Genomic DNA, 13052 nt, shown 5'->3' with positions numbered 1-13052 from the left:
TCTCATTTTAAAAGGCCGTTAAACCTTATGGGAAAGCGGGCACTGGATGTTTGTCCCATAAAATAGGAATGTTAACGACTTTGGAAACGGAACGCCCTATTTTTACAAACTTCCCTATTTTGGGGTTCGACTGGGACCGCGTATTCATTTAGGCTTGTCCCTTGATGGGATTGGGAATATTGACAAACAATGGCGTCTCTCCTTTGGACAGAAAGCAGCTTGTAAAATTCGCTTTGGCCGGCAAAACATCGCTGTACAATAAATCGTCGATGTAGGCAAGCAGCCGTTCGTCAGCTCCCGATTTTTCCTGTTCGAGCAAATGGTTGACGATGCCCCAGTAGCGTTCCTCGTCCTCCCTGCAGTAAGCCGCAATCGTATGGATCAGCGAACCCAGGTGATTCACAAAGAAATAATACTTGGTCCTCATCCAAGCTTTGGCTTCTTCATAGAGGACAGGGCTGTGATCTTCAATCAGCGTAGGGATCCAGCCTGCTTCGGCTGCTTTATGACGGTCGATGCTGACCCCTTCGAGATCCCGCACATAATAGCAATCGGGAAGTCCGTTCTTCAGGGTCAGCAGGGAATTTTGCAAATGCGCTTCAAAGCTGATCCCTTTCCCGGCTAAAATGCGAAGAAGCGGCAGCATGGAGATGTGCAAATAGCATTCCAGCCAATAAGTTAGATCAGGCAGCCGTCCTTGATCGTTTTGCCTGATCGCTTGAATCAGCTTGGGCTCCTCTTCTCCCGGAAAGCTTTCCAATAAAGAGGCCATGACAAATGTAGCGGCATGCGGCACGGCCAAGGGCCGGTAGATGACCGTAAAGCTCGATGACCAATCTTCTGAAACCGAATCGAATCCGACTCTGCTGTAGCCCGTTTCCGAAATAATTTTGAAATGCTCCGTGTTCAGCTCGTTTTGTAACCGGTGAATCACGTTGGCGGCATCCATGGTCCGTTTCGTTTGTTCCCGCGTATTTTCGCGTATCAAGTTGGTGATCCGAACATTCAGCGGCAGTTTATATCCGTATCCCCCCTCCGGATCCCACACTGTTCTTACCGAAGAAGTCGGATATACCACGGGACCGGATGGACCCAGACGAATAATGGCGGACAGATTCATCAATTCCTGAACCTCCGGCAGCCGCACAACATAGTTTGCCTGCCAGGGATGCATGGGCACCAGCACATACTCGCTTACTTTATCGCCCAATTGTTGCTGGGCATGTGCCATCACAGCCGGCGGCAGCGCTTGAGCTTCTCCATCAAGCCATTCTTCATAAACCAATTCCTTTCGGACGGCAAAGTAACTCAATTGAAAAGAAGCGCCCATTTCAGGACTGTACTGCGCAAGCTCCTCATCGGCGAACCCTTCCGAGCATTTCGGATAGGGATGAAAGGGATGACCGAAATAAAGCGATTGCTCGGAACGGATGCAATCCGGCTTCTTGTCCGCTATGGAATGCCGTTGGTTCCATTCGTACTCGATATACATGCTCATCTTGCGGAGACTGTTTTCGATGCGCGCCTTCATGTGATTCAGATGAGCCCCGCGTTTGTCAAAAGCTTCGAGATGGCTCAGCTCTTCAAGCAGCAGTGAAATCAACCGATGAATATCCAGCTTCCGAAGCGTTCCGTCTGAACTCACTTCGTTAAATGCAGATCCGTAAGCATGCTGTCCGATCACAGAGTAATAAGTCAAAGTCCCCGTGATGGTCTTCCCGGTCGAGGGAAGCTTGATGACGACCGCTTCTCCTGGCTCAGGAAGGGGATTCCTTTGACCAAGCTTTAAGGCCCGTGGATCGATTACTCCGATCTCCCTGAGATAACTATTCAGCAAGGCGCGCATGGTCGCCTTTGCCGCCAGCTCCACACTTCTCACGGAGGTGGTTGCATCCGTTTGCTGCTGCAGCATTCGTATTCGTTCTCTCCTTTCTCATCCAACCGTCATCCGAATTACTCTCTTTAGGTTTCGCCAGTTTCGCTTCCGGATCAAACATACTCTCCCGCATGCAGGGCAGCGCAAGACGCATGGCAGGCTTCACTGAAAATCCGTGCAATTTCATCGATTTGCTGTTCCGTTACGATTAATGGCGGCAAAAAACGCATAACGGCGGAATGCCTGCCTCCAATCTCCAGGATCAATCCCCTGTGGAGACATTCCTGCTGAATGCGGCTTGCCAGCTTGGGATAAGCCGGAAAATGCCCCAGCTTGTCAGGCTCCTCATTGGCATTCACGATCTCTACGCCGATCATTAAACCGCGACCGCGGACATCTCCGATAAATTCCACTTTCGATTTCAGCTCGTTTAAACGATCCCTCAACCGATTTCCCAATTGCTCCGCTTTGGTTGCGATATCGTTTTCTTTTATATATTTCAATGTTGCCAGTCCGGCCGCCATAGCCATTTGATTGCCCCGAAACGTCCCGATATGCGCTCCCGGTTTCCAGGCATCCAGCTTTTTATGATAAATCACAACCGATAGCGGCAGGCTTCCGCCGATGGCCTTCGAAAGGACCAGCACATCAGGGAGAATGCCGGCATGTTCGAAAGCGAACATTTTTCCGGTTCTCCCAAGTCCCGTCTGCACTTCGTCAATAATCAGAGGGATGTTTTTTTCCTGCGTAATCCGGCGCATCTCCCGGATCCATTCGACCGGCGCGGGAATAGAACCGCCTTCCCCCTGCACCGCTTCAAATATCATTCCGCAAGGAGAGACAACGCCGCTTTCAGGATCGTTTAGCAAATTCTCGATATAACGGCTGCTGATCCGATGAGTCTGCTCCCCGCCGACACCAAACGGGCAGCGATAGGCGTAAGGATACGGCAGGAAGTGTACATCCGGGATTAATCCGTGGACCCTTTCTTTTTGTCCAAGCGTCCCGCTTAGACTCATCGTTCCGTGCGTCGAGCCATGGTATCCTCCTTGAAACGAGAGAATGCTGCGATGGCCTGTTGCCGTTTTTACCAGCTTAATCGCCGCTTCAATCGCATCGCCTCCTGTCGGCCCGCAAAACTGGATGCGCGCATCCTTGGCAAATGCCTCAGGCAAGCTTGAAAATAATTCATCCACAAATTGCTCCTTCAGCGGGGTTGTCAAATCAAGGGTGTGCAGCGGCCGTTTGCTGTCCAGCATCGTTTTAATCGCGTCGATGACGACTGGATGATTATGGCCTAATGCAAGCGTTCCGGCTCCGGCAAGACAATCGTAATAAACTTTGCCGTCCATATCTTTTACATAAATGCCTTCCGCCTCAAGAATCGCGATCGGGATTCGCCTGGGGTAAGATCTAGCATTGGATTCCCGAGCTGCCTGACTCTGAAGATAGGGGTCATTTTTTGATTTTTCAGCAACATAAGCGTTCACGATATCCGTCCTCCTCCGGAAAAGTACAGAACCGATAATAATGATAATCATTATCATCGATGTCTGTTTTTAGAATAGCAGCAAGTCCAGATAGAGTAAATTCTCCAATCGGATAATCTAGATGATCTAAATGAAGTATGTTTTTCCTCCGTCCTTGCTCTCCCTATGCATCATCTGCTTCAATGTGTAAAGAAAATCCGCACCCGCCGAATCGATATCCAACGCTTTCTTCATGTTCTGAATATGTTTTTTTACCGTATTGACGCTGATATAAAGTTCATCGGCAATTCTCTTAATCGAGTAATGATTGCACAGCATTTCCGCGATTTGCTGTTGTCTCTGGCTCAACGCGGTCATATCCAACGATTCGACGCTTTCCTCATCGTTGGGTCTCTCCGCCGATTGCATGATACGCCCGGCGCCGGCGCCTACATATTCCAATGTTACTTTCACGTATTCTTTCATTTCCAATCGTATCACCTGATCAACAACGATTTGATGCAGCTCGCTGAGCTTGGCGCGATCCTGGTCATCTTTTGAACTGGAATCGATCGTCAGTCTTATTGTGCTTTTGGACATGCTCTCCCCTCACCATTCAGCAATAAAAATTCGCAAGGATAAAAAAAGGAAGCGACTCAGGTTGCTCCCCTTCCCATTATGTCTTACTTAGTTTAAAGCTTTACATTGGCGGGCTGTGATACCTCCATAGACAATCAGCGGCCTATCGTTCACCAATAGATGGCAATATCTCTGTATTATCTACAACAGCGCTTCTGCAATTTCATCCACGACCAGATTGATGGCAATAGGACCGTAATAGCCGATCCACATCGTCGTGTTGACCGTATAGACCTGATTGGCTTGTACCGCATTCAGGCCTTTCCAGACGGATGTCTTTTGAAATTCATCCGTTAACTCCGTATTGGAATCATCTTTTAAGACAAAGAGGTGATCCGCGTTCAATTCCGGCATGACCTCTAACGAAATGGGCAAGCTGGTCTGCTCGTTATTCACTGCCATTTTCGGCGCTGAAAGACCGAGATCACGATACAGAATCTCTGCAGTACGATGTCCCGTCGTATGCAGCCGGATCATGTTATCGCGCGGACGGATCAAAGCAACGGTCTGCCCGTTCAGCTTGTCTGCCAACGCTGCCTTTAGATCGGCAATTTTATGATCGTATCCTTCGAGCACCTTCTGCGCTTCCTGTTCCTTGGCGACAATTTGACCGAACTTGAGGAGCATCGTGCGCCAGTCTTCATTTCTGTCAAACATCAGTGTCGGCGCGATCTTGATTAATTTCTCGTAAACTTTCTCCTGAAACTCCGTACAAATAATGAGATCCGGAGCCGCCTCGATAATCGCCTCCAAATTAGGCTCCTCCTTCGTTCCTAACACCTTAACATCATCCAGCTTATCCGTCAGATATTCCGGGAATACCGAGCTGTCGCTCGTAGCGATGACACTTCCGATCGGCTGCTCTCCCAACGCGAGCAGTTGATCGATATACTGGTAGTCCAGCACCACAATTTTTTCAGGCTTTTGTTCGAGAACCAGTTCGCCTTTAAGGTGCTGAATGCTGCGCTGCGTGCTTTCCGCCGTTTTCCCCGCTGTATTGGCATTATCTGCTTCGCCGCGAGTGACGGCCGGCTGCACATTAACGCTGTTGGTCGGGGAGGCCCCTCCTCCACCAGATGTGCCCGAGCATGCGCCTAGCAGCAAAACAAGACTGAGCATCAAACTGATGGCCAATGACGCTTTTGAACTTCTATACATGTGTAAAGCCCCTTCGTTTTTGTATTGATAATGATTTTCATCATCACCAATATCACTATATCTTCGCAATCTTCTGGCAACAATAGGGAATTGCGACAGACGAGATGGATTATGGCGACGATCGTTCCGCTGCCATGCCCGTTCCTTGAATAGACTGGGAGAAACCCCCATGTATTTTTTAAACATCCGGCTAAAATAGTAACTGTCCGTATAACCGACGGCCTCGGCAATTTGTTTTAACGGGACATTCGTCTGCTGCAGCAATGCCTTGGCTTTGTCCAGACGCACCTGAATCAAATACTCGATCGGCCCCACATGCAGCCTCGCTTTGAATAACCGCTGCAATTGTCGCGCGTTGCAATCCAGCACAGCTGCCAATGAATTCAGCGTAATCGGCTCGGCGTAACGTCCCTCAATATATCGCATCGCTTGGGCAACCAGGTTCGGTTGAGTCGTCTCGCCTCCCTGCTCCTGCAGCTGATGCAGCAATTCATAAACAAATTGATGGAACAAGGCTTTGACATGGAACTGCTCCAGCGTGCCGATTTGCTGCCATTGTCGGTTCATTTGCTCTATTCCCAAAAAGAGCGGTGTCGGAAACTGGGGCGCAAAACCATATTGTACCTGAAAAGGATTGCTTGTTTGATGCCGATGCACCAATTTTTGGCAGTATGGCGTGGTCAAGACCGCTGTATAAAATACCAGGTAATATTCGAATGCCTCCACTACCTGTGCAATATCCAGAAAAGCACCTTTGCCGGCATGACAAACATAGCACCGATCCACGGCATACTCATTCTCATCAATCAACACATGTGCCTTACCGCGAACAGTATACAGAAATGCGCTGGCTGGAAGCTGATATGCGCGCAGGCTTTCGCCCGGCTGCAGGATGGCATGACGTACGTCCTGCACCCTGAGAGCCGCATGATTCCAAAGTAAGGTATGATACTGAAATAGCAACTCTCCCACCACCTGTTATTTTTTTGAATTCATTACCTTTTTCGGATAAGTTTATTATATTAATAACGATTCTCATTATCAATTATATTTTGCCTGCGGCATCGGTCGTTGAAGGAATGGAAACAACAAAAGACCCTGGCAATAGGCCAGAGCCGATGCGGAAAAGCCATTTAGCATCCTCCTCGTTTGTATACGAGAAAGCCGCTCTCCTCAACGAGCGGATCCGAAACGCATTCGTAATTTTTGGAGCAAATAGAGATACGCGGCACAAATGGCGTAAATCAAAATATAACCCGCATGAAGTCCATAGATGGGAACAACGAACAAATAAGCGATATAGAATATAAATAACGCTGTTATACTATACGAATATCCATAAATGACGTATGGAAAAAGCCGATGATCGTCTTCGTAATGCAGTACGACAATGAGCGGAAAAAGGGTAGAGGGAAATGAACTTAAAATATTGGCCCATTTGCTGCCGACCATAGAGGCCGTTCCGGTGATCAGGATTAAAATCACTCCAACCGTTATACCTCTGATGAAATACTGCATTCCCGTGCTTTTGGTTCCCGAACTCTTCCCCTGCTGGCGGACCAGCTTCTTCATCAGGATCAGATTTAACATGAATACCGCAAAAAATATAAAAGAAGCCGATGCCACGTTTACTTCCAATGAATAAATAAAATAACCTGACAATAAAAAGGCAAAAATACCACCCGTGGATGATAAGAAAATAACGGTTCCTTTCCAATTCAATGCAAGACTTCCGGATATGACAAGATAAACGAAACAAAACACAAGAGCGGCAGCTAACCCGGCAATCCCCCAAGGTATCCCGCGAATCGTAAAATCAATCCCCTGCTCCAAAGAAATAAAATATATGGAGAGTCCCGTACCCAATGGAATCCCAGAGATCATCCCGGCCAGATGAGGATTTGCTCTTTTGGAAATCCCCGCCAATCCAAATACGATGAGAACGGAAATCACGATTTTCATGATCGTTAAGCTGAACAGTTCGTTCACCTACTTTATAGAATGCAGCAGCGGGTTGGACAGGCAGGCCTTTTACGAATGCGACCTATGTAAAATATCTTCAAACGCCTTATCCAATGTATCGAATTTGAACGTAAATCCTTCTCTCTCCAGCCTCTCGGGAATAACCCAACGGCTTTTCAAAACCAATTCGGTTTCCGTTTTTATGACATAGGCACCTATTTCAAGCAGCCATTGGGGGGATGGCAGTCCTATTCTCATATTCATCGCTTTACGGAATTGATGCATGAGCTCACGATTGGTGACAGGGTGAGGCGATGAACAATTGAACACCCCGCTCAGTTCTTCTTTATCTCTAAGAAAGAGAATAATACGATATAAATCCTCGATATGAATCCAACTAAACATTTGATTTCCCGAACCCTGGGCACCTCCAAGTCCGAATCGGACCAGGTTTCGGATCGGATGGATAACTCCCCCGCTCTCCCCTAATACAATGGCTATTCTTAAGGCCGCTTGTCTGGTTTGGGGTAATTGAAAAGAAAAGAATGCGTTCTCCCATGCTTTGGCTACATCAACGGAAAACCCTGATCCGATTTCACCATGATCCTCGGTCATCGGCCGGTCTTCCGCATGTCGATAAATCGTAGCCGTACTGGAATTGATCCATAACGAAGGAGGGTTTTTGCATTCCAAGATGGCATTTCCAAGTATGCGGGTAGTCTCTGTTCTCGATTGCAGGATCTCTTTCTTATTTCTAGAGTTGTAGCGGCAGTTGACGGACTTCCCCGCAAGATTAATCAGCATCCCGGAAGCTTCCAAAGCATCTGCTATTCCTGCATGATCGTTCCATGAGATATGACGGTCTTGTCTGGAAATGATCTTCACTTCATATCCCAGTTCCAAAAATTTTCTCTCCAAATATTTTCCGATAAACCCCGTCCCGCCAGCTAACACCACTTTTTGGTTCATGTGATCCACTCATTTCTATTGTTCGACTGGATTATTCAAAACTGAACGATTTCCTGCTCTTCCTTTTTTTATCGTCTATCTTCACAATAAAATTAAAATGCTATATTGTAAAGCAAATTCTGACCATACCGGATGGGCGCAAGATTCAACAAAAGAAAAAGAACCGAGTGTAAAAGCTCTCGATTCTCTTACGGATCACGGGGTTTATGAGATTTAGTTCCTTCTTTTGCAAGTGATAAGCACATAAACTTTTTTAATAACGTAATGAAACAAGTGTGCGCTTCCCCCCAGGTGCGGAAAATGATCTTTTGAAGTTGATGATCTATCGCCGTAATAACGGTTATAACCGGTTTGTTCGCGGGCAGGAGCGCGATAATATAAAATCTGGAGCTTTTATCATCCAGCCATCCATCAGGTTGGTTAAAGCCTTCACCATATCGATCAAATAGCCATCCGTCACGATAACGGATTTATTCTCTTCATCAGAGAAGTTCAACTCCTTCGGCTCCAATGGTCCTGCTCCTTTCTGTGCACAAATATCGGCACTTCGCTCCTCCATCCGCCATGCATTCCGTGCGTTCTACATGAGCGTCAAGCAAAGCCGAAAACAGGGATAGCTCACATTGGCATACCTGACGGTAGCGGATAGCGACCTGCGAAATAGGACAGTTTGCTTCCTCAAACGAATACGTTCCGTCACTGTTTTTTTCCAGCCTGACCATATACCCGTCGTCATCCTGGATTTGGGCCAACGTCTCCAAACGCTTTTCAAAACCTTGTCCCGACACCGCCATCTGATACTTTTGCTCAAGTTTTTTCATTCTCCGCTCAAATAGTTTGCCGACAAACGAATCATCGAACATGTCATGGAGCTCATCCATCAATTCCGTGGCAAGTACATCGTATTGATTCGGAAACAACGGTTCGGCAAAACCGAAAGACCATATACGAACGACGGTCTTCCGGTACGATGACGCACGTTGGAGGTCCGGATATACTTCTCCTTTTGCAAAGCATTGTTATGCCGGCCAAGAAGCTGCTAAACCCCAATCGCTACAATGTCGACCACTTGGAAGAAATCGCCGGGTAGCTGCATCCTGACAGATTTTAATCGATGTCAAAGCTGCAAACATAAAGGAGGGTTATGCCAGCCATATGAAAGCCATTTCAATGATGACTTACGCCGCTTTACCATCTATCGATAATTTACTTCCCTTTTATACCCATATATTCCAAGGGCATGTTCCTTCACCGGATGTCCTGGAGGGAGCGAAAAGATGTTTTCGTTCGATCGGGGTTGCCGACCCACAATGAAACATACACCGCCGTTTGTTGACGAAACCATTCGTCAAATCGTCGCGGATGGGGTTACCCGTCTGTACTCGCTTCCGATGTCACCGCTTTACTCAAGAAGCGGAACCGCAGCCTACCATCTCCGCGTCAGAAAAGCGCTTGCTGCCATCGGAGCGAATATTCCGGTTATCGAAATCAATGATTGGCACCTGTTTCCAAATCTGGTGGAAGCGATCAGCCTTCGCCTTCGAACGGCCCATCAATGGCTATCATCGACGAACCGTTCAAAGGCAACCGTTTTGTTTACTGCGCACAGTCAGCCTGGTTCACCGCAAGCAAATATCGAATTTATTCAAGCATTCTCTGAACTGGCTAAGGCCGTAGCAGATCAAGCATCCTGCCAACATTGGATGCTTGCCTATCGAAGCGCAGGTCCTGCACCCCAGACATGGCTGAAACCGGATGTGTTTGACAGGATGGAGGAAGTGGCACAGGAAGGCGGCAAAGCTGTTGTCGTCTGCGACTTGTTATCTTTAACGGAAAATGTCGAGGCGATATTCGATTGCAGAATCAATAGCCGGCTTAAAGCGAAGCTTGCGGATTGGAGTTTGTTTCCACCGAATTTCTGAACGATTCCGCTGATTATATTGATGCGCTTGCAGCAATGATACATGAAAGAATGATTCAATCGAGCACGGTTTATTGAACGTTAATCCCCTCCCTCGTACCACAATTCGAGAGGCAATCCTACCAGAGCTTTTCCAATCCATTCGCGAGCAATATTATTCGATGGTCCCATGGCAATCCCCGCCCTGGCATCGCGGTAAAGTCTTTCAAATATGCCTCGTTTGTAACCATAGCCGCCGGTTACGTCCAACGCCGCTTTCGCCGCTTTGTTCGCAACCTCGGCCGCATGAATTTTAAATTCGACCAGCGGCAGAAGCAGTTCAACCTGCTGCCGCCCTTGTGCTTGAAGTGCGTCTAATTGTTTAGCCAGGGAAAGCTGCCACGGCTTCAAACTTTCAATTAATACCTTGACCTCGGCAAGTTGCTGGCGAATGACTTGGTAATCCGCCAGTCTTTTATTAAAATCGCGATGCACCATTGCTTTCACATAGTCAACAGCCGATTCCAACGCAGCCTCAGCTACCCCAACCACGTCGAACCGAGGCCGATGAGGTAAACGGGTGAAACGCCGCTTTCTAAAATTTCGCGACCTTGTCCCTCCAAGCCCAGTTTATCTTCCGGGCGAATCCGGACGCCGTCGTACTTTATCGGACCGCTGTGGTTTCCTCTAACCCCCAATGCGTCCCAAACGCCGGCGTTGATTCCCGGAAGCTTGCCGTCCACGATAAAAAAGCTGACGTCCGTCGGCGTTTGCGCGCCGGGGGATTTGGTTTGGAAGATGTAGAAATCGGCTTGACCCGCGCTTGTTGTGAACGATTTTTCAGCGTTTATAATGTAGTCCTCTCCATCACGGGCGGCTTCGCTGAAATTATACCACCAGTGGCCCCCGGAAGCTTTTTCGCTTGTCGAATACGTTCCGATCCTTCCCTGGCGAACGGGCTTCAACCATCTTTCCTTTTGGTCGTCGTTCCCGTATAAAACGATCGTCTGCACCGCGCCTACATGCATTACATATACAAGTGACGTTGACGCACACCCTTTTGCGATTTCTTCCGTAGCAATGGCGAAGGCCACGTGATCAAGTCCCTGACCACCCCATTGCTCAGGGATTAACACACTGTTCCAACCCGCTTCCGCAAGCGCCAGAAGGTTCTCTCTGGGAAAAGCCCCTTCCCGATCGATCGTTTCCGCTCTCGGTTTGATGTCCGTCTCGACGAATTCACGGATTTGTCTACGAATCGTATCATAATCGAATCTCTGATCCAAGGTATTGGCTTGAATACTCAACTCCATTCACTCCTCTCCATGATTGTATTATTGAGCAGCAGCGCTCAGAAGTGCGGCTTCCTTTGCTCTGACAAGCGGAATGACCTTCTCTCCAAAAATACGAATATCTTCATCGTAATGCAAGAACCCGGTAAGGATGAGGTTGACACCGATTTTTTTCAGCTCAATGATGCGGTCTGCGACCTGTTCGGCCGTTCCGATCAAGCCTGTCTTAAAACCGTCGTTATATTGTACCAAATCGTCAAAATTAGAGTTTGCCCACATTCCCTCCCTTTCAGGAGAAGCCTTGCCGGCGAATTGAACCTGACTCCGAAATCCTTCTACCGCTTCTTCATCCGCGTAACGGATAATATCCCGCAGCACTCGCTTCGCTTCTTCCTCCGTATCCCTTACTATGACAAAGGCATTGACTCCGAATTTCAGCCTCCGCTGATGTTCGGCGGCCAGCTGATTCACTTCAGCGATTTGTTTCCGGAAGCCGTCTGCCGTATTGCCGTTCATGAAATACCAGTCCGAAACACGGGCTGCCATTTGGCGCGCGGCGAACGAATTACCGCCCTGGAACACCGGCGGGAGGACCTCGGGCTTCGGTTTGAGCGGAGCCCCGTTGATTCTGTAAAAATCGCCCCGGAAGCTCGTTTCCTCTTCCGTCCATAATTGCTTCAGCACCCTGATAAACTCCTCGGATCGGCGGTAACGCTCGTCATGATCCAGCCATGGTTCCCCGTAGCCGTAAAATTCTCCCTTAAACCACCCGCTGACGACATTAACCGCCGCACGACCTTTACTGATCTCATCTAGCGTGGAGATGGCCTTAGCGATCGGACCTGGATGCCACAGCCCCGGAAGAACGGCGGCAATCAGCTTCAGTTTCGTGGTGACGGCTGCCAAAGCCGATGCGAGAGTAATGGCTTCCAATTGATTTTCGGCTCCATAACTGGCGATAAACCGGGTCTGAAGCAATGCGTATTCGAAGCCCGCTTCTTCCGCCTGTTTGGCATATCTCGCATTGTCCTCAAACGTCCAGCCCGTTTTTTGAGGAATCTTGGAAATGACCAATCCTCCGCTTACATTGGGTACCCAATAGGCGAATTTTAATGACATGCTAATCCCTCTTTCCGCAAATGTTTTATAAAGACAGGGGACCTGCCCGTGGCTGATGGCTTTATCACGAAAACGGCATATTTGTTGTGTCCCCGACCTTTCGTCAAATCATAATGCTTCCCAAATTCTGCAAATGGAACAATCTCTATTGTCGGCTAAATAAAAAGGAGGCTCTCCACTTCCTGTGGTTCGCCTCCGGTTTTCCGGTCGTATTCGGGTTGTATACAGCAGCATTAAGCTTTTACTTCCTTATGATGGCCCTACTTTGTTCGATACGCTTTGCATAAACGCCTCCAGGCATTCCGTCAACCCTCCGCTGCCAAATCGGATAAACTTCTTATTACTATCCTTTTGAACGCGGCTGACGGCATAGGTAAAGAAACGAAGCAGTATGGTTCTTCTTGCCCGAATATCCGTAAAGCCTCTGCGGTACAACCAGATCTCCGCCGTATTATAGATCCCCCGATTGATTTGGAAAGACTCGCAGCAGTACCCCATAAACATCAGATCCGGCCAGTTAACCGGGGATTCCTCCTTTACCTGCATGGTTAACTTTTCATTCGAGATACGTACTACGGTTTGCTGCGGGTACTCCATCCACTTCCCCTTCTTTCAAAAGGACCATTTGCAATCATTTTCTCCTTTTCCAGTATTCCCAACATCTCTCA

General features: G+C 48.1%; 10 protein-coding genes and 1 pseudogene. 1 reads left to right on the top strand and 10 read right to left on the bottom strand.

The annotated features are described in order from the left end of the window. Positions 1–148: 148 nt before the first annotated feature. The 7 genes from EXW96_RS08325 to EXW96_RS08295 all read right to left on the bottom strand — a co-directional run bounded on the left by EXW96_RS08325 (position 149) and on the right by EXW96_RS08295 (position 8954). Complete coding sequence (locus EXW96_RS08325) at positions 149–1912, bottom strand: IucA/IucC family protein (RefSeq protein WP_174350321.1); 1764 nt, start codon at positions 1910–1912, stop codon at positions 149–151. A gap of 77 nt (positions 1913–1989) precedes the next feature. After that, on the bottom strand, positions 1990–3366 hold the full coding sequence (locus EXW96_RS08320) for an aspartate aminotransferase family protein (RefSeq protein WP_375256442.1): 1377 nt from the start codon (positions 3364–3366) through the stop codon (positions 1990–1992). Positions 3367–3492: 126 nt separating this feature from the next. Then, on the bottom strand, positions 3493–3945 hold the full coding sequence (locus EXW96_RS08315) for a response regulator transcription factor (RefSeq protein WP_174350320.1): 453 nt from the start codon (positions 3943–3945) through the stop codon (positions 3493–3495). Between the two features lie 180 nt (positions 3946–4125). Next, complete coding sequence (locus tag EXW96_RS08310) at positions 4126–6105, bottom strand: ABC transporter substrate-binding protein (protein WP_174350319.1); 1980 nt, start codon at positions 6103–6105, stop codon at positions 4126–4128. Between the two features lie 210 nt (positions 6106–6315). Continuing rightward, positions 6316–7131, bottom strand: coding sequence for a hypothetical protein (locus tag EXW96_RS08305; protein WP_174350318.1), 816 nt, complete (start codon positions 7129–7131; stop codon positions 6316–6318). 42 nt (positions 7132–7173) lie between these two features. Further along, positions 7174–8073: a TIGR01777 family oxidoreductase gene (locus EXW96_RS08300; protein WP_174350317.1), complete on the bottom strand. Its 900-nt coding sequence runs from the start codon at positions 8071–8073 to the stop codon at positions 7174–7176. A 482-nt stretch (positions 8074–8555) separates the two neighbouring features. Then, on the bottom strand, positions 8556–8954 hold the full coding sequence (locus EXW96_RS08295; protein ID WP_483874535.1) for a helix-turn-helix transcriptional regulator: 399 nt from the start codon (positions 8952–8954) through the stop codon (positions 8556–8558). A gap of 429 nt (positions 8955–9383) precedes the next feature. Here EXW96_RS08295 and EXW96_RS08290 point away from each other — a divergent pair, with 429 nt between their 5' ends. Then, positions 9384–9995 (top strand): ferrochelatase, encoded by a 612-nt coding sequence (locus tag EXW96_RS08290; protein WP_254611282.1) that lies wholly within the window; start codon positions 9384–9386, stop codon positions 9993–9995. An 80-nt stretch (positions 9996–10075) separates the two neighbouring features. On the opposite strand, the pseudogene EXW96_RS08285 reads toward EXW96_RS08290, so the two are convergent. The 3 genes and pseudogenes from EXW96_RS08285 to EXW96_RS08275 all read right to left on the bottom strand — a co-directional run bounded on the left by EXW96_RS08285 (position 10076) and on the right by EXW96_RS08275 (position 12981). After that, positions 10076–11286: pseudogene (locus EXW96_RS08285) on the bottom strand (acyl-CoA dehydrogenase family protein). A 21-nt stretch (positions 11287–11307) separates the two neighbouring features. After that, complete coding sequence (sfnG, locus tag EXW96_RS08280) at positions 11308–12384, bottom strand: dimethylsulfone monooxygenase SfnG (protein WP_062408965.1); 1077 nt, start codon at positions 12382–12384, stop codon at positions 11308–11310. A 249-nt stretch (positions 12385–12633) separates the two neighbouring features. After that, the gene (locus EXW96_RS08275) at positions 12634–12981 is read right to left on the bottom strand and encodes a hypothetical protein (protein ID WP_174350315.1); all 348 of its coding nucleotides are present in this window, start codon (positions 12979–12981) and stop codon (positions 12634–12636) included. Positions 12982–13052: the final 71 nt, after the last annotated feature.

It is taken from the genome of Paenibacillus sp. JMULE4 (genome assembly GCF_013337105.1).
GTDB classification, from domain to species: domain Bacteria; phylum Bacillota; class Bacilli; order Paenibacillales; family NBRC-103111; genus Paenibacillus_G; species Paenibacillus_G naphthalenovorans.
This window is presented reverse-complemented; position numbering and strand designations above follow the sequence as displayed.

What these genes read in the sequence shown, in the direction of transcription:
- sfnG (WP_062408965.1), bottom strand. Translation starts at nt 12,384, where the DNA reads ATGTCATTAAAATTCGCCTATTGGGTACCCAATGTAAGCGGAGGATTG.
- EXW96_RS08315 (WP_174350320.1), bottom strand. Translation starts at nt 3,945, where the DNA reads ATGTCCAAAAGCACAATAAGACTGACGATCGATTCCAGTTCAAAAGAT.
- EXW96_RS08325 (WP_174350321.1), bottom strand. Translation starts at nt 1,912, where the DNA reads ATGCTGCAGCAGCAAACGGATGCAACCACCTCCGTGAGAAGTGTGGAG.
- EXW96_RS08300 (WP_174350317.1), bottom strand. Translation starts at nt 8,073, where the DNA reads ATGAACCAAAAAGTGGTGTTAGCTGGCGGGACGGGGTTTATCGGAAAA.
- EXW96_RS08290 (WP_254611282.1), top strand. Translation starts at nt 9,384, where the DNA reads ATGAAACATACACCGCCGTTTGTTGACGAAACCATTCGTCAAATCGTC.
- EXW96_RS08295 (WP_483874535.1), bottom strand. Translation starts at nt 8,954, where the DNA reads ATGGATGAGCTCCATGACATGTTCGATGATTCGTTTGTCGGCAAACTA.
- EXW96_RS08275 (WP_174350315.1), bottom strand. Translation starts at nt 12,981, where the DNA reads ATGGAGTACCCGCAGCAAACCGTAGTACGTATCTCGAATGAAAAGTTA.